Origin of the sequence: Lentzea sp. NPDC042327 (assembly GCF_040647275.1) — a bacterium.
Taxonomy (GTDB): domain Bacteria; phylum Actinomycetota; class Actinomycetes; order Mycobacteriales; family Pseudonocardiaceae; genus Lentzea.
Window position 1 is genome coordinate 478,099 of record NZ_JBEZBX010000003.1, and the last position, 17,932, is coordinate 496,030.

General features: G+C 71.8%; 19 protein-coding genes and 1 tRNA gene. 9 read left to right on the forward strand and 11 right to left on the reverse strand.

Features of this window, described 5'->3' with window-relative positions; genetic code table 11:
• Nucleotides 1-5: 5 nt before the first annotated feature.
• From AB0A63_RS10060 to AB0A63_RS10085, 6 genes are read left to right on the forward strand one after another with little or no spacing between them, the layout of a single operon-like run.
• Nucleotides 6-449: a flavin reductase family protein gene (locus tag AB0A63_RS10060; protein ID WP_360387828.1), complete on the forward strand. Its 444-nt coding sequence runs from the start codon at nucleotides 6-8 to the stop codon at nucleotides 447-449.
• Nucleotides 450-451: 2 nt separating this feature from the next.
• On the forward strand, nucleotides 452-1,417 hold the full coding sequence (locus tag AB0A63_RS10065; RefSeq protein ID WP_360387831.1) for a VlmB-like protein: 966 nt from the start codon (nucleotides 452-454) through the stop codon (nucleotides 1,415-1,417).
• Nucleotides 1,414-2,445, forward strand: a complete 1,032-nt coding sequence (locus AB0A63_RS10070) for an acyl-CoA desaturase (RefSeq protein ID WP_360387834.1) — start codon at nucleotides 1,414-1,416, stop codon at nucleotides 2,443-2,445. The genes AB0A63_RS10065 and AB0A63_RS10070 overlap by 4 nt, the downstream gene beginning before the upstream one ends.
• Nucleotides 2,442-3,401: a beta-ketoacyl-ACP synthase III gene (locus AB0A63_RS10075; protein WP_360387837.1), complete on the forward strand. Its 960-nt coding sequence runs from the start codon at nucleotides 2,442-2,444 to the stop codon at nucleotides 3,399-3,401. The genes AB0A63_RS10070 and AB0A63_RS10075 overlap by 4 nt, the downstream gene beginning before the upstream one ends.
• A 16-nt stretch (nucleotides 3,402-3,417) precedes the next feature.
• Complete coding sequence (locus AB0A63_RS10080; protein ID WP_360387840.1) at nucleotides 3,418-3,657, forward strand: acyl carrier protein; 240 nt, start codon at nucleotides 3,418-3,420, stop codon at nucleotides 3,655-3,657.
• Nucleotides 3,654-4,886 (forward strand): beta-ketoacyl-[acyl-carrier-protein] synthase family protein, encoded by a 1,233-nt coding sequence (locus AB0A63_RS10085; RefSeq protein WP_360387842.1) that lies wholly within the window; start codon nucleotides 3,654-3,656, stop codon nucleotides 4,884-4,886. The genes AB0A63_RS10080 and AB0A63_RS10085 overlap by 4 nt, the downstream gene beginning before the upstream one ends.
• A 58-nt stretch (nucleotides 4,887-4,944) precedes the next feature.
• On the opposite strand, the gene AB0A63_RS10090 is transcribed toward AB0A63_RS10085, so the two are convergent.
• The 5 genes from AB0A63_RS10090 to AB0A63_RS10110 all read right to left on the reverse strand — a co-directional run bounded on the left by AB0A63_RS10090 (nucleotide 4,945) and on the right by AB0A63_RS10110 (nucleotide 9,509).
• Nucleotides 4,945-6,003 carry an alcohol dehydrogenase catalytic domain-containing protein gene (locus AB0A63_RS10090; RefSeq protein ID WP_360387844.1) on the reverse strand — a complete coding sequence of 353 codons (1,059 nt, stop codon included), beginning with the start codon at nucleotides 6,001-6,003 and terminating at the stop codon, nucleotides 4,945-4,947.
• A complete protein-coding gene (locus tag AB0A63_RS10095) occupies nucleotides 6,003-7,073 on the reverse strand; it encodes a ferritin-like domain-containing protein (RefSeq protein WP_360387847.1) in 1,071 nt (356 codons plus the stop codon). The genes AB0A63_RS10090 and AB0A63_RS10095 overlap by 1 nt, the downstream gene beginning before the upstream one ends.
• Complete coding sequence (locus AB0A63_RS10100) at nucleotides 7,073-7,963, reverse strand: diacylglycerol kinase family protein (protein WP_360387850.1); 891 nt, start codon at nucleotides 7,961-7,963, stop codon at nucleotides 7,073-7,075. Before AB0A63_RS10100 ends, AB0A63_RS10095 begins: the two co-directional genes overlap by 1 nt.
• Nucleotides 7,964-7,985: 22 nt before the next feature.
• Nucleotides 7,986-8,074 (reverse strand) — tRNA-OTHER (locus AB0A63_RS10105).
• A gap of 46 nt (nucleotides 8,075-8,120) precedes the next feature.
• A complete protein-coding gene (locus tag AB0A63_RS10110) occupies nucleotides 8,121-9,509 on the reverse strand; it encodes an MFS transporter (protein ID WP_360387852.1) in 1,389 nt (462 codons plus the stop codon).
• A 10-nt stretch (nucleotides 9,510-9,519) separates the two neighbouring features.
• On the opposite strand from AB0A63_RS10110, the gene AB0A63_RS10115 reads away from it, so the two are divergent.
• Nucleotides 9,520-9,645 carry a hypothetical protein gene (locus AB0A63_RS10115; RefSeq protein ID WP_360387855.1) on the forward strand — a complete coding sequence of 42 codons (126 nt, stop codon included), beginning with the start codon at nucleotides 9,520-9,522 and terminating at the stop codon, nucleotides 9,643-9,645.
• Nucleotides 9,642-10,166 carry a methylated-DNA--[protein]-cysteine S-methyltransferase gene (locus AB0A63_RS10120; protein ID WP_360387858.1) on the forward strand — a complete coding sequence of 175 codons (525 nt, stop codon included), beginning with the start codon at nucleotides 9,642-9,644 and terminating at the stop codon, nucleotides 10,164-10,166. Before AB0A63_RS10115 ends, AB0A63_RS10120 begins: the two co-directional genes overlap by 4 nt.
• Here AB0A63_RS10120 and AB0A63_RS10125 read toward each other — a convergent pair.
• From AB0A63_RS10125 to AB0A63_RS10150, 6 genes are all read right to left on the reverse strand, one after another.
• On the reverse strand, nucleotides 10,112-10,810 hold the full coding sequence (locus AB0A63_RS10125) for an HAD family hydrolase (protein ID WP_360387861.1): 699 nt from the start codon (nucleotides 10,808-10,810) through the stop codon (nucleotides 10,112-10,114). The two genes, AB0A63_RS10120 and AB0A63_RS10125, sit on opposite strands and share 55 nt — an antisense overlap.
• Nucleotides 10,801-12,006, reverse strand: a complete 1,206-nt coding sequence (locus tag AB0A63_RS10130; protein ID WP_360387863.1) for a cytochrome P450 — start codon at nucleotides 12,004-12,006, stop codon at nucleotides 10,801-10,803. The genes AB0A63_RS10125 and AB0A63_RS10130 overlap by 10 nt, the downstream gene beginning before the upstream one ends.
• Before the next feature lie 16 nt (nucleotides 12,007-12,022).
• Nucleotides 12,023-13,495, reverse strand: a complete 1,473-nt coding sequence (locus tag AB0A63_RS10135; protein ID WP_360387865.1) for an MmgE/PrpD family protein — start codon at nucleotides 13,493-13,495, stop codon at nucleotides 12,023-12,025.
• Nucleotides 13,485-13,763 carry a hypothetical protein gene (locus AB0A63_RS10140; RefSeq protein WP_360387868.1) on the reverse strand — a complete coding sequence of 93 codons (279 nt, stop codon included), beginning with the start codon at nucleotides 13,761-13,763 and terminating at the stop codon, nucleotides 13,485-13,487. The genes AB0A63_RS10135 and AB0A63_RS10140 overlap by 11 nt, the downstream gene beginning before the upstream one ends.
• Nucleotides 13,764-13,769: 6 nt before the next feature.
• Nucleotides 13,770-15,539, reverse strand: a complete 1,770-nt coding sequence (locus AB0A63_RS10145; RefSeq protein WP_360387870.1) for a carbamoyltransferase C-terminal domain-containing protein — start codon at nucleotides 15,537-15,539, stop codon at nucleotides 13,770-13,772.
• Nucleotides 15,540-15,676: 137 nt separating this feature from the next.
• A complete protein-coding gene (locus tag AB0A63_RS10150) occupies nucleotides 15,677-16,366 on the reverse strand; it encodes an SGNH/GDSL hydrolase family protein (RefSeq protein WP_360387873.1) in 690 nt (229 codons plus the stop codon).
• A gap of 122 nt (nucleotides 16,367-16,488) precedes the next feature.
• On the opposite strand from AB0A63_RS10150, the gene AB0A63_RS10155 reads away from it, so the two are divergent.
• The gene (locus AB0A63_RS10155) at nucleotides 16,489-17,892 is read left to right on the forward strand and encodes an AlkA N-terminal domain-containing protein (RefSeq protein WP_360387876.1); all 1,404 of its coding nucleotides are present in this window, start codon (nucleotides 16,489-16,491) and stop codon (nucleotides 17,890-17,892) included.
• The last annotated feature ends 40 nt before the right edge of the window (nucleotides 17,893-17,932 follow it).

Consider the following 17,932-nt stretch of genomic DNA (forward strand, 5'->3'; position numbering starts at 1 on the left):
GCACGGTGCCCAGGTTCAGCCGGCACTTCACCAACGGTGTCGCGGTGCTCAGCTGTGGCACCGGGCCGTCCGTCCACGGCGTCACGGTCAGCACGCTCGCCCTCGCCTCGGTCGACCCGCCGATGGTGTCGTTCGCGCTGCGCTCGGGCAGCCGCGGCCTCGCCGCCCTGCTGGCGGCCGGGCGGTTCGCCGTCAACCGGCTCGCGGAGGGGCAGGCCGACCTCGCCCGCTACTTCGCCAGCGCGACCAGGGGACGCGGGCAGCCGGAGGTGTGGCGGGAGGGCACCGAGGTGCCGCTGCTCGCCGACGCCGCGGGCTGGCTGGAGTGCACGGTCGACCGGGTGGTGCCCACCGGTGACCACGTCCTCGTGCTGGGCCGCGTGCTGCGCGCCGAGCTCGGTGCGGGTGCCCCGCTCTCGAACACCTTTCGAACCGACCCGAGGAGCTGACGGTGTCCGACCGCACGACGATTCCCGCCGAGGCCGACTGGGAGAACGCTCCCTCGCTCGTCGACGGTGCGATGAGCCTCGACCTCACGGCCGAGACCTGCGACCTGAAGTACTGGTTCGGCAACGTGCCGCAGGGAACGTTGCGCGGTCACGTGCTCGGGCACGCGCCGGACGTGGTGCCGCTCGACGTCACCGCGCAACCCGGCCCGCTCAACGACGCGCTCACCCAGGAGCTCGCGTTCCGCTCCATCGCGGAGGAGAAGGCCACGCGGGCGATCTCCTACCTGGTGGCGCTCGCACCGGACAACGCGTCCATGGAGTTCTACGCCACCCAGCTGATGGACGAGGCGCGGCACGCCATGGTGTTCCGCAACCACCTGCTGGAGCTGGGCGTCGCCGCGCAGGACCTGTGGTCCACCATCGACCGGCTCGCCGAGACCGACCGCGACCGCATCCTCGTGCCGCTGGAGGAGCTCGGCCTGCGGGTGCTGCGCGACGAGGGCGACTTCATCGGCGGCGTGGTCGTGCTGACCGTGCTGGTCGAGGGCGTGCTGGCACCGGCGGCCGAGCTGAGCGAGCGCAAGTGGCGCGTCTTCGACCCGGCCGCCGCGGAGATCGAACGCGGCGCGGGCATCGACGAGATCCGCCACCTCACCGTCGGCAGCGCCATCGCCCGCGACTACCTGCGGCACAACCCCGAGGCCAGGGGACGCGTGCTGGAGCTGATGCAGCACGGCTACGAGCTGTGGGCGAAGCTGCCGACCGAGGACATGCTGGTGCGCCGCGAGTCCCTGTTCCAGGAGGGCATCCGCCTGCACGGGCACCTGCTCGGCGACTACGAGATCTGGCCGGGCAGGCGGCTCGCCGACACCACCGTCGAGGAACGGGTCGGCACCGCGCACGAGTGGACCGACCAGATGCAGCGCGTCCGGCTCGCCTACATGGGACTGGAGGGAGGAACGGCATGACCTCGATCAAGAGCCAGCCGCCGACCGCGCTGGCCGAGATCACCAGGATCGTCAAGCAAGCCGGGCTGATGGACTCCCGGCCCGTCTACTACACGATCAAGATCATCTCGAACCTGGTGCTGCTCGCGGCGGGCTGGGTGGCGTTCGTGCTCGTCGGCGACTCGTGGTGGCAGCTCGCGGTCGCGGTCTACCTGGCGTTCTGCTTCGCGCAGACCGACCTCATCGGCCACGACGCCGGCCACCGGCAGATCTTCCGCACCAAGACGCCGAACGAGGTGATCGGCTACGTGCACGGCAACGTGCTCACCGGCGTCAGCTTCGGCTGGTGGGTCGGGCACCACACCAAGCACCACAACTTCCCGAACCACCTCTCGCTCGACCCGGACATCCTGCGCAGGCAGGTGATCTTCGACAAGAGCCAGAGCGCCAGCCGCACCAGCGCGTTCTCCCGGTTCGTGGTGCGCCACCAGTCGTGGATGTTCTACGTGCTGATCATGATGGAGGGCGTGCGGCTGCACCTGTCCGGCTACGTCGCCGCCAGCAAGGGCGCGCTGACCAGGTACCGCAACGCGGAGCTCGTCGTCATCACGCTGCACCTGGTCGTGTACCTCGTGGCCGTGTTCCTGGTGATGTCGCCGCTGAAGGCGCTCGCGTTCATCGTGGTGCACCAGGCGCTCTTCGGCTTCTACATGGGGTTGCTGTTCGCGCCCAACCACAAGGGCCTGCCCGTGCGCGACGGCGAGTCCGAGGAGCTCGACTGGCTGACCCGCCAGGTGGTGACCTCGCGCAACATGCTGCCGAGCCGGGTCACGAACTTCTTCTACGGCGGGCTGAACTACCAGATCGAGCACCACCTGTTCCCGTCGATGCCGCGCAGCAACCTGCACCGCGCCCAGCCGCTGGTGAAGGATTTCTGCCTGCGCCAGGGACTGCCCTACGTCGAGGTGTCGCTGGCCCGCTCGTACCTGGAGGTCTCCGACTACCTGGGCGAGGTCAGCGACGACGTCCGCGATCTGGGGAAGGTGTGACCGCCGTCCTGTGCGGCCTCGGCGCCTGGTTGCCACCCGCGGTCGTGACCAACGACGACCTGGCCGCCGAGCTGGACACCTCCGACGAGTGGATCACGACCAGGACCGGCATCCGCAGCAGGCACGTCGCCGACCCGTCCCTCGCGACGTCCGACCTGGCCGTCGAGGCCGGTGCGCGGGCGTTGAAGTCGGCGGGTGCCGCGTCCGTGGACGCCGTCGTGCTCGCCACGACGACACCCGACCAGCGGTGCCCGGCGACGGCACCGCTGGTGTCGGCGCGGCTCGGGCTCGGCACCGTGCCGGCGTTCGACGTCCAGGCCGTGTGCACGGGTTTCCTGTACGGGCTCGGCATCAGCGCGGGGCTGATCGCGTCCGGTGCCGCGGAGCGGGTCCTGCTGATCGGCGCGGAGACCTACTCGCGCATCCTCGACCCCGCCGACCGCAGCACGCGGGTCATCTTCGGTGACGGCGCGGGAGCGGTCGTGCTGCGGGCGGGCGAGCCGGACGAGCTGGGCGCGCTCGGCCCCGTGCAGCTCGGCAGCGACGGCACCGGCCACGACATGATCACCATCCCGTCCGGCGGCGCGCGCGACCCGTTCGGCACCGACCCGTACTTCCGGATGCGCGGCAGCGCGGTGTTCCGGCACGCGGTCGAACGCATGACCGAGTCGGCGCGCACCGCCCTGCGGACCGCCGGCTGGGCCGAACCGGACGTCCTGGTGGCGCACCAGGCGAACCTGCGCATCATCCACGCCGTCGCGGGCCAGCTCGGCGTGTCCCGCGACCGGTGCGCCGTGCACCTCGACCGGGTCGGCAACACCGCCGCCGCGTCGATCCCGCTCGCCCTCTCCGACGCCCGGCTCGCGCCGGGCACCCGCGTGCTGCTGACCGGTTTCGGCGGCGGACTCGCCTGGGGCGCCTGCGCGTTGCGCTGGCCGGACCTGTCCCTGACCTGAGTGGAAGGAAACGCAGATGAACGACGTCTACGACCGGCTGGTCAAGATGCTGATGGACGTGATGGGCATGGAGGAGGACGAGATCCAGCCGCACCACACGTTCAACGAGCTCGAGGTCGACTCGCTCGGCCTGGTCGAGCTCGTGCTGGTGGTGCAGAAGGAGTTCGGCGTCGAGATCGCCGACGACGAGGTCAGCCCCGACTTCACCATCGCCCAGACCGCGGAGCTGATCGTGGGCAAGGGCGTGAAGGTGTGACGCCCGGCCGGTTCGACGCCGCGATCACCGGGGTCGGGCTGGTGACGTCCGCCGGAGTCGGCGCGGCCGCCGCGTGGGAACGCATCCTGCTCGGCTCGGCGACCGCCGCCACGAAGGTGCCCGCGCTCGCGGGCACCCCGGCGGACTTCGGTTGCCAGGCCGACGGTTTCGACGCGATCGCGGCCCTCGGCAAGCGCACCGCGTGGCGGCTGGACCGCAGCACCCAGATGGCCATGGCCGCCGCGGCCGAGGCGCTGGCGGACTCCGGTCTGGACCCGGCGCGGTGGAACGGCGAGCGGGTGGCGGTGGTGCTGGGCAACGGCATCGGCGGCGCCGCGGCATGGGAGAAGCAGCACAACGTCCTGCGCGACAACGGTCCGCTGGAGGTGTCGCCGATGCTCATCCCGATGCTGTCGATGAACATGTCCGCCGGCTACGTCGCGATCCAGTGCGGGGCGAAGGGACCCAGCCTGGTGACCGCCACGGCGTGCGCTTCCGGCACCACCGCCGTCGGTGTGGCCAGGGACCTGTTGCGCAACGACAGGTGCGACGTGGTGATCACCGGCGGCACCGAGGCGTGCCTGGTGCCGTCGATCATCTCCGGGTTCAGCCAGATGGGCGCGCTGTCGGCGCGCGGGGACGAGATGGACGTGGCGTCCCGGCCGTTCGACGTCGACCGGGACGGCTTCGTGCCGGCGGAGGGCGCGGCGGTGCTGGTGCTGGAACGGGTCGCGGACGCCCGTGCCCGCGGCGCGCGCATCCACGCGTGCGTCAGCGGGTACGGCGCCTCGGCCGACGCGCACCACCCGACCGCGCCCGACCCGGACGGCGCCGGTGCCGAACTGGCGGTGCTCGCGGCGTTGCGGGACGCGCAGATCGGTGCCGGCGAGGTCGACCACGTCAACGCGCACGGCACCTCGACGCCGTTGAACGACGTCGCCGAGGCCAGGATGATCCGCCGCGTGCTGGGGGACCGGCCGGCCGTCACGTCCATCAAGGGCGTCGTCGGCCACGCCCTGGGCGCAGCGGGGGCGATCGAGGCGGTGGCGACGGCGCTGACCGTGCGCGACCGGCTCATCCCGCCCACCGCGAACCTCGACAACATCGCGCCCGAGATCGAGGTGGACGTCGTCGCGAAGATCGCCAGGGAGGCGACGGTCGACGTGGCGGTCAGCAACTCGTTCGGGTTCGGCGGCCAGAACGCCGTGCTGGTGCTCACCCGCCCCTGACGCGACTGGTCCTGGTCGTCGGGAACGACCAGGACCAGTCGGGTGGCGCCCAGAGGGGCTACCAGACGATCAGCGAACGCCCGCCGGTGCGGGCCTCCATCCGCTCGAACGCCTCACCGACCCGTTCCAGCGGAATCCGGTCGGTCACCACGACGTCGAGGTCGATCGCGCCGGTCCGGACGTGCTCCAGCAGCTCCGGCAGGTCGCGAGCGGGATCGGTGTTGCCGTGCAGGCAGCCGACGAGCGTGCGCGCGGAGTGGAACAGCTCCAGGGCGGAGAAGGTGACCTGCTGGCTCTTCCCGCCCGCACCGACGACCGTGGTGACACCGCCGCGGCGGGTCATGTCCCACGCCTGCCGGATCGTCTCCGCGCTGCCCACGCACTCGATGGCGTGGTCGACACCGCCGTCCACGAGCGACCGGGCCGACTCGCCGGCCAGGAGGAAGTCCGTGGCACCGCAGGCGCGGGCGGCGGACTCCTTGGCCGGTGAGGCGTCGACCGCGATGATCCGCTCGGCGCCGCTCAACCTGGCCGCCTGCACCGCGATGAGCCCGACACCACCGGTGCCGATCACGGCGACCGAGTCACCGGGCGCGACCCGCGCGCTGCGCCGCACCGCCCCGTACGCCGTGAGCGCCGCGCACCCCAGCAGGGCGGCGGTCTCCGGCGGGAGGTCGGACGGCACCACGACCACGGCCTCGGCGGGCACCACGGTCTGCTCGGCGAACGCGGCCACCCCGAGACCGGGGTACACCGGTTCGTCCTGCCACGTGCCCAGCGGGCGGCGTGACGCCTCGTCCCCGCGGGTGCACAGGAAGGGCTGACCGCGCAGGCACCACCGGCACGACCGGCAGGCCGGCCGCCAGCTCAGCACCACGTGGTCGCCCACCCGCACACCGGTGACGTCCGGTCCCACCTCGGCCACCACGCCGGTGCCCTCGTGCCCCAGCACGGCGGGCAACGGGTGCGGCAGCGTCCGCTGCGCCAGCGACAGGTCCGAGTGGCAGACACCGGCGGCGGTCAGGCGGACCCGCACCTCGCCGGGACCGGGGGCGCGCAGCGAGATCTTCTCCACGCTCAGCGGGCCACCGGTGGTGACCGCGGCCAGCACGCGCATCAGTCGGCCGCCGCCATCGAGATGGTCTCGTCGATCTCGGCCTGGCGCTCCTGGAGCTCCCGGCGTTCCCGGTCGAGCTGCTCCGCCTGGTCCTCGTCGGCCGCCATGAGCTTCAGCAGGTCCTTGTTCGCCATGTCCAGCACGCCCATGTCGTCGTAGGCCTTCTGCACGGCAGGGCCCCACAGGCCGATGTCGCGCACGCACGGCACGATCCGCGCGAACAGCAACGACCGGAAAGCGCGCATGCGCGGGCCCTTGTTCATCAGCTCCATGCACTCGGCCATGTCGAACCCGAGGTTCTCCCACACCTCCTGCATGCGCAGCCGGTCGCGCATCAGGTAGCAGCCCTCGATGACGAACTCCTCGCGCTCGGCCCGTTCCTTCGCCGACAGCTCGGCGTAGTAGTCCTTCAGCGCGAGCCGGCCGAACGCCACGTGCCGCGCCTCGTCCTGCATGACGTACGCGAGGATCTGCTTGGGCAGCGGCTTGTTCGTCTTGTCCCGCAGGATGCCGAACGCGGCCAGCGCGAGCCCCTCGATCAGCACCTGCATGCCCAGGTAGGGCATGTCCCAGCGGGAGTCGTTGAGCGCGTCCTCCAGCAACGACTTGAGGTGCGGGTTGATCGGGTAGGTCAGCCCGATCTTCTCGTCGAGGAACTTGGAGAACACCTCCGCGTGCCGCGCCTCGTCCATCACCTGCGTGGCGGCGTAGAACTTGGCATCGATGTCGGGCACCGACTGCACGATCCGCGCCGAGGTGATCATCGCGCCCTGCTCACCGTGCAGGAACTGGCTGAACTCCCACGACGCCATGTGCTGGCGCATCACCTTGCGCTCCTGGTCGTTCAGCTTCTCGTACTGCCGCGACCCGTACAGCGCCAGCGTGTTCTCCGGTGTGCCGAGCACGTCGTACGGGTCGACCTCGATGTCCCAGTCGATCCGCTTGACGCTGTCCCACTGCTTGTCCTTGCCCTTCTGGTACAGGCTCAGCAGCCGTTCGCGGCCGGAGTCGTAGTCCCAGCTGAAGTAGGTGTCGCCGGCCGCGGGGAACGTCCAGTTCGTGCTGTCCATCAGGAACTCTCCACAGGTTCGGAGGGGACGACCACGGGCAGCGCGCCGGGCACGACCTCGATCGTGTACCGCGACTCGGGCGTGGTCTGCAGCTCGCCGTCGTGCTCGAACACCAGCGGCTCGCCGTCGGTGCGTTCGAGCACGAACCGGCGGCCGCGGACGTAGGTCACCTCGGGACGGTGGACGTGGCTGCCGTCGGCGGTCAGGCCGGGCAGCGCCTTCGGGTCGAGCTCACCGCTCACGACGCAGACGTCGAGCAGCCCGTCGTCGAGCAGGGAGTGGGGGAGCACCATGAACCGGCCGCCGCGGAACCGGCCGCCGCCGACGTTGGCCAGCACCACGGTGCCGTCGTGCACTAGCCGGTCGTCTACGAGCACCCGGCCCGGGTAGGGCGTGAAGGTGGCGATGGTCTCGGCGACGGCCCGCTGGTAGCGCTCACGGCCGTGGTGCTGCGTCAGCCGCGCGGCGCTCACGAGCGCCTGCGCGACCAGACCGGTGCACGCGCCGAGCAGGAAGTAGCGGTCGGTCTCCAGCACCCAGCCCACGTCGAGCCGGGCGACCCGCGACGGCGCCCGCAGCGCCTCCCGCCACGGCAGGTCCGACCAGAGCTCGCGGTAGGTTGAGTTGCCGGTGCCCGCGGGCACGATCCGCAGCGGTGGCGCCTCGCCGGCCGCCCGGACGAGCCCGGAGGCGACCTCGCGCACGGTGCCGTCACCGCCGACCGCGACGACGAGGTCGGCGCCGTCGGCGGCCGCCTTGGTGGCGAGCTCCTCCGCGTGTCCCGGGTACTCGGTGACCAGCACGTCCGCCGTGGCGAACGTACCGGCGACCTCGTCTGCGAGGGACCGACCACCCTGTCCGGCAACGGGATTGGTGATGATCACCGGCATGCGGGGGTCCCTTCGCTGTCAGCGGAGAGAGCAGGATTCGAACCTGCGGAAGCCACGGGGGCCTCGATCGGGCGAGCCCGACCTCCGTTGGGCCACTACGGAAATCTCTCCTCGTTCGACACCGATGCTGCCAGAAGGTCCTTACATTCCACTGAGATCACCGCTTCAGCGCGGTCTCCGCGCGCGGTGCCGGCGCACCGGTGTGGATGGACAGGCCGAGGCTGATCAGACCCGCGATCGCGGCCGTCACGCAGCAGAAGAGCGCCACGTGGCCGTGCGGGACGGGATCGGACGACACCTCGACGGGCAGGATCGCGGCCAGCGCGGCGATGCCCAGCGCCCCGCCGATCTGCCGCACGGCCATGTTCAGCCCGGTCGCGCCGGCGAACTGGGTCGGCTGCACGGACAACGCCGCCGCGCTCGACACACCGGTGCTCACCGCGCCCATGCCGAGCCCGGCCACCAGGCCCACCGGCAGCCACAGGGACCACAGCTGCGGCTCTGCGGAGAGCCCGAGGTAGAGCCACACCCCGGCGGCCACGACCAGCAGGGCGCCGACCGACACCACCAGCCGCGGGTTGCGCTTGCTCAGCACCTTGCCGACGCGGGCGGCCACGATCGCGGACACCACCGCGCCGGGGCTCATCACCAGACCGGCGACCAGCCACGAGATGTGCCAGACGTTCACCAGCACCAGCGCGCCGATCAGCAGCCACGCGTACAGCGAGGCGCCGAAGAACAGCGAGACGGCATTGGCCAGCGCGAACGTCCTGGTGCGCCACAGCCTCGTCTCGAGCGCGGGCACCGGGTGCCGCCACGAGCGCACGATCGCGACCGCCAGCAGCACCGCGCCGGCGCCGAGCGCGGTGAGCGCCCGCCAGTCCCAGCGCCAGGTCTGCCCCTCGGTCACGCCCAGGGTGAGCAGGCCGACACCGCACGCCAGCACCGCCGTGCCGAGCAGGTCGGGCAGCTTCCCGCTGTGCCGCGCGGACTTCTCGGTCTTGCGGATGCCGAGCAGCAGCGCGACGCCCAGCGGCAGGTTGACCAGGAACACCGACCGCCAGCCGAACGCGTCGATCAGCACGCCGCCCAGCACGGGTCCGGCGGCCGCGGCAGCGGAGGCAGCGGCAGCCCACAGGCCGATGGCCTCCGCACGGCGTTCCGGCGGTGAGTCGACCAGCGCCACGGCCAGCGACGCGGGGATCATCGCGGCCGCGCCCACGCCCTGCAGCCCGCGGGCGATCAGCAGCACCGGCAGGGTCGGGGCGACGGCGCACAGCACCGACGCCGCGGTGAACAGGCCCACGCCGAACGTGTACAGCGAACGCCGTCCCACGACGTCGGCGAGCCGGCCGGCGGGTGCGAGCAGCGACGCGAACAGCACCGCGTACAGGGAGATCACCCAGGTGACGTCGGTGGCGGAGGCGTCGGGGAAGGTGCGGTGCAGGTCGGTGATGGCGAGGTTCGTGATGGTCGCGTCGAGCAGCGACAGGAACGTCGCTCCGCACGCGAGCAGCACGACGGTGGTGAAGCCGGGCCGGGTCATGGAGTCGACCATGGCAGTGATCGCCGGGCGGCTCTGGCGGTTTTGCGACATCACCCGTCCGGGCCGTGACCCGGTGCGGATCGTGTCGCAAAACTGCCAGTCAAGCGCCGGGGAATGCGCCACCATGATCAGGTGACGTCAGCACCACTGCCACCCGTGGAGTTCGCGGTCCCGCTCGGGGGACCGCGCAGGTTCACCATCACCCCCACGCCCATCGGGGAGCTGCTGCTCCTGGGCGACGGGGAGTCGATCACCGGCATCTACATGATGCCGGACCAGATGTACATGCCGGCGATCGCCGACGACTGGGTGCGCGACCCCGGCCTGTTCGGGGAGCTGGAACGCCAGCTGGACGCGTACTTCGCCGGCGAGCTGAAGGTGTTCGACGTGCCGCTCGCGCCACGGGGAACGCCCTTCCAGCTGGAGGTGTGGCGTGAGCTGAGCACGGTGCCGTGCGGTGTCACCACGACGTACGGCGCGATCGCCCTGGCCATCGGCAAGCCGACCGCGTCACGCGCGGTCGGTGCCGCCAACGGGCGCAACCCGATCTCGATCATCCTGCCCTGTCATCGGGTCGTGGGCGCGAACGGCTCGTTGACCGGTTACGGCGGCGGGCTACCGCGCAAGATGCGGTTGCTGGAGATGGAACGCGTCTGAGCAGCCGCGGCAGGCAGCCGCGTCCACCCCCGCGCGGCTGCCTGCTCCACCAGCACCGGATCGTCGCCCACCACCACGGCGGTGCCGACGGCCAGCAGCATCGGCAGGTCCGTCGAGTGGTCGCCGTAGGCGGTGCACAGCGCCGGGTCCAGGCCGTGCGCCGCCATCACGGCGTTCGCCACGTCGGCCTTGTCCGGCCCGATCATCGGCGTGACGACCTCACCGGTGTAGCGCCCGTCGCGCACCGCGAGCCGGGTGCCGTGCACGAGGTCGGCGCCCAGCCAGGCGGCAATCGGAGCCAGGCACACCTCGAACGACCCGGACACCAGCACGGTGAGGTCGCCGCGGTCGCGGTGCCACCGGAACGCCTCCAGCGGGGCGGGCAGGAACAGCTCCTCCGGGTCGGGGTACGCGGAGAACCACTCCCTGCCCGCCGCCGCCAGCTCCGCGACCGCCTCACCGGCGAACACGCGGTAGTAGTCGCCGATCACCTCCGCCCGCGACCACCCGGCCGCGGCGAGCGCGCGCAGCCGGGTGGTGACCTCGGTGAACCGGTCGGGCCGGTGGTGCTGCAGGAAGCGGAACATGCTGCGGACGGCCAGCAACGTCTCGTCGACGTCGAAGAACGCGGCGCTCAGTCCCATGCGACCGGGAGCTCCTCCCACCCGCCGAGCGCGGCGTAGTCCTTCCACCGCAGCTCCTCCAGCGGCACCGCGACCCGCAGGCCGGGGAACCGGTCGAACAGGCCGCGCAGCGCGATCTCCAGCTCGGCCTTGGCGAGGTTCGCGCCGATGCAGAAGTGCGGCCCGAAGCCGAACCCGAGCTGCGTGGTCTCGGCGCGGGTGATGTCGCAGGTGTCCGGGTTCTCGATCACGGACTCGTCGCGGCAGCCGGACGCGACCGACGCGATCACCGCCGACCCCGAGGGGATCTTGACCCCGCTCAGCTCCACGTCGTCGACCGTGACGCGGATGGACGTGCCGCCGCCCAGCCCGTTGAGCCGCACCATCTCGTTGACCGCGGCGGGGTAGAGCGACGGGTCCTCGAGCAGCATCGCGAGCTGGTCGGGGTTGCGGACCAGCGTCACCACCGACGAACCGAGCACGGTGACCGTCGTGTCGTGCCCGGCGAGCAGCAGCAGCACGCCGAGGCTCACGATCTCGGTCTCGGTGATCGTCTCGTCGCCCTCGCTGTCGTGCTTGGCGACGAGCGAGCTGATCATGTCGTCGCCCGGCTCCGCCCGCTTGTCCTCGATCAGCTTGGCGAAGTACGCGCGCATGTCGGCGTTGGCCTTGGCGATCTCCTCGCCGGGGTACTTGGTCAGCGACATGAACCGGTCGGTCCAGCCGCCGAACAGGTGGTGGTCGGCGAACGGCACGCCGAGGATCGAGCAGATCATCCGCAGCGCCAGCGGCCGCGCCAGGTGCTCCAGCAGGTCGGCCGGCTGCGGTTGCGCGGCCAGCCCGTCCAGCAGCTCATCGGTGACCTTCTGCAGGTGCGGGCGCATCGCGTCGATCTTCGCCGCGGTCAGCGTGGGGTTGGCGAGCTTGCGGAGCCGCGTGTGCCGCGGCGGGTCCATGCTCAGCATGCTGTTCGGGTCGGGCAGCACGTGCTGCGCCTTGGGCACGCCCGGCAGGAACACCGCCTCGCGGCTGAACCGGCGGTCGTTCAGCACGACCCGCGCGTCGTCGTGCCTCGTGACGATCCAGCCGGGGTCACCGGTCGCGAGCGAGACCGGGCACACCGGTTGTTCCCTGCGCAGCTGCGCGTACTCCTCCGGCGGGTCCACGGGACTCGTGCGCAGCAACGGGTAGGCGAACCGCGGAGTGTGTTCGGCCATGGCGGAACGTCCTTCCTCAGTGGGCGGTCAGTGCGGTGCGGATCAGGTGGTCGAGCTGCCGCGCGTCGAGCTCGGGGAGCCGGTCGAGCTCGTCGGCCACCTCCTGCGGGACACCGGTCGCGAGCAGCTTCGCCCGTGCCATGGCGCGGTGCTCGCGCCTGGTCTCCTCGCCGGCCGAGCCGGCGGCGTGGGCACGGCCCTCGGTGAGCCTGCGGCCGTCCTTGAAGACGAGGGTCACCACGGCACCCACGGCCTTGGTCGCGTTCTCGAAGGTCGTGCTGGGCGGACCGGGCGGTGGCGCGGCCCTGCCACCGGAGAAGTCGGCCAGCCACCCGCGGGCCCGCTCGCCCGCCTGCCTGACCGCCTCGCCCAGCGGGGCCGTCGCCCGCAGCAGGTTGCGGCTCAGCTCCGGGTCGAACCGCAGCCGCGTCCGCTCGGCGAGCTCCCAGCGGCGCGGGTCCGCGGTGGCGGGTCCGGTCAGGTCCGCGGGCGTGACGGCACCGGTGAGCAGCGCGGTGGCCACGTTGTACCCGACGGAGAGGTTCAGCGCCATGATCGCCGAACGTTCCCGGTCCAGGTACGGCGCGCCGTCCGCGTCCATGGCGATGGTCAGCCCGGCCGCCCGCACCTCGACCTCCGCGATGTCGTCCGCGTCCTGCGCGGTCAGCTTGTCGTGCAACGCCATCGCGCAGTCGATCGCGGCGTCCACGTAGGCACCGGCGGGGTGCAGCTTCACCGTCAGCGTCTCGGTGTGCCACCGCTCGCCGAACCCGCTCGTGATCACCTCGGGCGAGGGGACCTGGGAGACCTTGGCCAGCAGCCCGTTCGGGTGCTCCAACAGGTCCGGTGCGCCGGTGAGCCCCGCCGCCGCGGCGTCGCAGGCGTCCAGCGCGATGCGCACCGGCACCGCCGCGGACAGCACCTTGGCGTCGCTGCCCAGGAATGCCCTGCGCAGCGGCCACGGCGGTGCGCTCAGCGCGATGCCCCACGCGTTCACCCACGCCTCGACCGGGTCGCCCTGGGCGTGGGAGCGCGCGGCCACCGCGCCGACCAGCTGCGCGTAGCTCGCGCCCTGGCCGCGCAACGTGCCCAGCGCCGCCGCTGCGGTGACCCGCGCGGCGCACTCGCTCGACGCCACCACGGCGGCGAGCAGCGCGCGTCCGTCCAGACCGGACTGCCTGCGGTAGGCCAGCGGCACGTTGACCGTCGAGTGCGTCACGTGCCCCACGTACATGCTGTCCTCGTAGTACAGGCACGAGGACAGCCCGGCCAGCACGTGCGCGGCCCGTGCCGGGTCGTCGGCCAGCGGTGAGCCGAACGCCTTCAGCAGCTTCCACCCCAACGGGTGCGAGATGCCCGCCCGGAGCACCCCCAGGTGCGAGATGACCGCGCTGACCGCGTAGTCGGTGATCCGGGTGGGGAGGTCCGCGTACGTCAGCCGGGCGGCCCAGGTGGCCAGCTCCGTCGCGAGAGTGCGCTCACCGCTCATGCGTGCGTTCCCTGCGCTCGTCGTCCATCGTCCACAGTGCACAGCTGGTGGCGACCACCGAGGCCCTGGCCGACGCCAGCGCCTCCCTGGTGGGTTCGACCAGGTTCGGGTTGCCCCGCTGCGCCCCCTCGGAGACCGTCACGAGCCGCAGCGCGCACTCGACGGCCGCGATGCTGGCCTCCACCAGTGCTTCCTCCCTGCGGCCTGCCTCCAGGAGCTCGCCGAGCGCGTGCTCCAGCATGTCCCGCACCGACTTCCCCCCGGCCACGGCGGGTCAGTCCTGTTTCGAGACCAGGAACCGGCCGAGCACCAGGTGGTCGATCTCGGTGTTGAGGAAGCACTCGACGGCGTCGCGCGGGGAGCACACGATCGGTTCGCCCGCGACGTTGAACGAGGTGTTGACCAGGCAGGGGATGCCGGTCAGCTCGGTGAACCGGCCGAGCAGCTCCGCCAGCAGCGGGTTGCCCTCCTCGGTCACCGTCTGGATGCGCGACGTGCCGTCCACGTGCACCGCACCGGGGATGACGCTCACGTACTCCGGCCTCACCGGGAACACGAACGTCATGTACGGCGAGGACTTCTTCTTGCCCAGCTCGAACACCTTCGCCGCGTCGTCCTCCAGCACGATCGGGGCGAAGGGGCGGAACGGCTCGCGGTGCTTCACCCTGGTGTTGATGATGTCCTTGATGTCGGGGAAGCTCGGGTTCGCGAGGATGCTGCGGTTGCCCAGCGCCCGCGGGCCGTACTCGGTCCTGCCGTGGAACCAGCCGATGACCGTCTTCTCCGTCAGCAGCTTGGCGGTCTCACCGGCGATGTCGTCCATCACGACCCAGCGGACGCGGTCGGTGTACTGCCGCAGAACGGTTTCCACCTCGTCGTCGGAGTAATGCGGGCCGAGGTAGGGGGAGGGGTCGCGGGTGGTGGTGCCGCCCGCGTACACCGCCGCGCCGATCGCGACGCCGGGGTCGCTCGCCCCGAAGCTCACGTGCGCGTCGGCGAACCGGGAGTTCTCCAGCAGCTTGGTGTTGTTGACGCAGTTGAGCGCCAAGCCGCCCTCGATCAGCAGCTGCGGCGCGGTGGTCCGCCGTTCGAGCTCCGCGACCTGGTGTGCCGTCACGACCTCCACCATGTCCTGCGCGGCCCGCGCCACCCTGGCCTGGTAGGACGGTTCCTCCCGGACGTCCTCGGAACCGCCGAAGATCCGGTCCAGCAGGGCGTAGTAGCCCCTGGTGCCGGCCGGGTCGTTCGGGATGGCGAGGGCGTAGCGGCCGTTCGGCAGCAGCTGCACGACCTCGTGCTCGATCAGCGGGTTGGGCTGCTCGGTGTCCGCGAACGCCGACAGGCCCATCACCTTGTACTCGTCGTTGTTCGGCATGAAGCCCAGGTAGCGGGTGATCTCGCCGTACAGCAGCGCGAGCGAGTGGGTGACGGTGATCGTCATGTCGTCGAAGACGGTGATCTCGCCGTCGCGGATCTCGCCTGCGATGGCGGAGCACATCTCCGCCCGGCCGTCGCTGATGAGGAACGCGGCGTCCCCGCCGTCGCTGAAGTGGCGGCCGCAGCTGAGGTGCGCCAGGTGGTGGGGGACCGTGACGATCTTCTCCGCCGGCACGTCGAAGCCGGTCCTCGCCGCGAGGTCGGCCCGGATGGCCTGGTGGCTCAGGATTCCGGTGTGGAGGTCGCCGAACCTGCGCAGCCGGTCGAACTTGGCCGCGTCCGGCAGCTCGGTGGCGGCGATCGCGTTGATCATCGTGGTGACCGTGGACGAGGGGAAGGACCAGGGGAAGGCGAACCTGTCCACCTGGTCGATCGCCACCCCCGCCTGGTCCAGGCAGTAGCGCAGGGACTCGATGGGGAAGTCCGAGGTCTTCTTCTCCCGGTTGAGCCGTTCCTCCTCCACGGCCACGACCAGCTCGCCGTCGATCATCAGCGCCACCGCGGCGTCGTGGCCGAGGATGCTGTGGCGGTCCCTGCCCGTGGCCCCGTAGAGGCCGGCGAAGAGTTCGGCGCCTCGGGTGAATCCGTTGTAACCGACGACGATCACTGCTGATCTCCCTTACCGGTCGGCCGTGAACTGGACTCATGCAACACGAGGGCGCTGACATCGCTCTGAGAACGGGCTGAGACCCGAACTTCAGCGCCGCGCCCCCGGTTGTCCGGTACGGCCTCCGGTCACCGGGGTCAGGCGGTGCGCTCCTCGTCCTGGCGCTTCCACAGCACCAGCAACGCCTCCAGCAACGTGGTCGCGGCGATGGCGTGGCCGCGGGCGTTGCAGTGGATCCGGTCGGAGGAGAAGATGCTCGGGTCGGCGGCCAGCGGGTGCGCGTGGTTCTCCGACTGCACACCGCCGTGCGCCTGCGCGACGCGCTTGGTCAGCGCGTCGAAGCGGTCGAACCGCTCGGCCAGCGCCGGTGCGTGCTCCGCGGGCACGAGCCCGGAGCGGGCGAGGTCGAACAGGCCGATCATCGCCAGCTGCGCGCCCTGCGCCACCAGCGGTCCGACGACGGCGGTCAGCTCGGTCTCCACGTACTGCTCGTCGAACTTGCGGCCGAGCACGTCGTTGCCGCCCGCCGCCACGATCGCGAGGTCCGGTGCGAACTCCAGCGCCGGTTCCAGCTGGGTGGCGCGGATCTCGGCGATGCGCAGGTCGCGCACCCCCAGGTTCAGGTACTCCACCGAGGAGCCGAAGGCGTCCGCGACCCGGCCGGTGCCGTCGAGGTCGCGGTAGCCCTCCAGCGGCTCGCGGATGCCCGCGGCCACGCTGTCGCCGACCACCACGACCCGCTTCCACGGGGTGGCGCGGACGAGCAGGTCGGCCTCGGCGGGCCAGGCGCAGTAGGGGTCGGCTTCCTCGCGCGCGTAACTGGTCATGCGGGCAACTCCACCACCGGGTGAGGGGTCCGTCTGGCGGTTTTGCGACATCACCACCCGTACGGATCACCGTGTCGCATTCCTGCTAGACCGCACCGGGGTGCCGGGGTGATGCTCGTGGTGTGCACAACGACAGCGAGCGGTGCCTTCGTGCCGTGCGGTCCAAGGACGCCCGGTTCGACGGGTGGTTCTTCACCGCCGTCGTCACGACGAAGATCTACTGCCGGCCCAGCTGCCCGGTGGTGCCGCCCAAGGTGGAGAACATGCGGTTCTACCCCAGCGCGGCGGCCGCCCAGCAGGCCGGGTTCCGCGCCTGCAAGCGGTGCCGGCCGGACGCGAGCCCCGGTTCGCCCGCGTGGAACGTGCGCGCGGACCTGGTGGCGCGGGCCATGCGGCTGATCGCCGACGGGGTGGTCGACCGGGAGGGCGTTCCCGGGCTGGCCCGGCGCCTCGGGTACAGCACCCGCCAGGTCGAGCGGCAGCTGCTGGCCGAGATCGGCGCCGGTCCGCTGGCGCTGGCCAGGGCCCAGCGGGCGCAGACGGCCAGGCTGCTGATCGAGACCAGCGCCCTGCCGATGGTCGAGGTGGCGCTGGCGGCCGGGTTCTCCAGCGTGCGGACGTTCAACGACACCGTGCGCGAGGTCTTCGCCCTGTCCCCCACGGAACTGCGGGCGCGCGCCGGCAAGAGGAAGAGCCCGGTGGGAACGGCGGGCGCGCTGACGTTGCGGCTGCCCTTCCGCGCCCCGCTGGCGCCGGACGAGCTGTTCGAGCAGCTGGTCGCCACCGCGGTGCCCGGTGTGGAGGAGTGGCGCGACGGCGCCTACCGCCGCACCCTGCGGCTGCCGCACGGCCCCGCGATCGCCGAGCTGCGGGCCCTGCCCGACCACGTGAGCTGCCACCTGACGCTCACCGACCTGCGCGACCTGTCGATCGCGATCAGCCGGTGCCGCTTCCTGCTCGACCTCGACGCGGACCCGGTGGCCGTGGACGACCTGCTGGGCCGCGACCCGGTGCTCGCGCCGCTCGTGGCCAAGGTGCCGGGCCGGCGGGTGCCGCGCACCGTGGACGGCGCCGAGTTCGCCGTGCGCGCCGTCGCGGGCTCGTCGTCGGCGAAGCTGGTGGCCGCGCACGGCGACCCCGTCGTGGACCCAGGCGGCGGGCTCACGCACCTGTTCCCGAGCCCGGACCGGCTGCACGAGGCGGACCTGCCCGTGTCACCGCGCAGGGCGGCCGCGATCCACTCGGTGGCCGGCGCGCTGGTCTCCGGTGCGGTGGACCTGAGCGTCGGCGGCGACTGGGCGCAGGCCCGCGCGGTGCTGGGCGGTCTCACCGGCATGGGCGGCACCACCGTGGAGACGATCGCGATGCGGGCGCTGGGCGACCCCGACGCGTTCGCGGTGGACACGCGGGTCCGGCAGGCGGCGGGGGAGCTGGGGCTGCCGTCGTCCGCGGAGGCGCTGGAGCAGCGGACGGGGCAGTGGCGGCCGTGGCGGGCGTACGCGGCCCAGCACCTGGCAGGCCGCTGACACCCGCCCGCCGCGGTTCCCGGAACCGTGTCCGGGGAGG

What these genes read in the sequence shown, in the direction of transcription:
- AB0A63_RS10070 (WP_360387834.1), top strand. Translation starts at nt 1,414, where the DNA reads ATGACCTCGATCAAGAGCCAGCCGCCGACCGCGCTGGCCGAGATCACC.
- AB0A63_RS10080 (WP_360387840.1), top strand. Translation starts at nt 3,418, where the DNA reads ATGAACGACGTCTACGACCGGCTGGTCAAGATGCTGATGGACGTGATG.
- AB0A63_RS10090 (WP_360387844.1), bottom strand. Translation starts at nt 6,003, where the DNA reads ATGCGCGTGCTGGCCGCGGTCACCACCGGTGGCCCGCTGAGCGTGGAG.
- AB0A63_RS10095 (WP_360387847.1), bottom strand. Translation starts at nt 7,073, where the DNA reads ATGGACAGCACGAACTGGACGTTCCCCGCGGCCGGCGACACCTACTTC.
- AB0A63_RS10100 (WP_360387850.1), bottom strand. Translation starts at nt 7,963, where the DNA reads ATGCCGGTGATCATCACCAATCCCGTTGCCGGACAGGGTGGTCGGTCC.
- AB0A63_RS10110 (WP_360387852.1), bottom strand. Translation starts at nt 9,509, where the DNA reads ATGACCCGGCCCGGCTTCACCACCGTCGTGCTGCTCGCGTGCGGAGCG.
- AB0A63_RS10115 (WP_360387855.1), top strand. Translation starts at nt 9,520, where the DNA reads ATGGCAGTGATCGCCGGGCGGCTCTGGCGGTTTTGCGACATCACCCGT.
- AB0A63_RS10125 (WP_360387861.1), bottom strand. Translation starts at nt 10,810, where the DNA reads ATGGGACTGAGCGCCGCGTTCTTCGACGTCGACGAGACGTTGCTGGCC.
- AB0A63_RS10130 (WP_360387863.1), bottom strand. Translation starts at nt 12,006, where the DNA reads ATGGCCGAACACACTCCGCGGTTCGCCTACCCGTTGCTGCGCACGAGT.
- AB0A63_RS10135 (WP_360387865.1), bottom strand. Translation starts at nt 13,495, where the DNA reads ATGAGCGGTGAGCGCACTCTCGCGACGGAGCTGGCCACCTGGGCCGCC.
- AB0A63_RS10150 (WP_360387873.1), bottom strand. Translation starts at nt 16,366, where the DNA reads ATGACCAGTTACGCGCGCGAGGAAGCCGACCCCTACTGCGCCTGGCCC.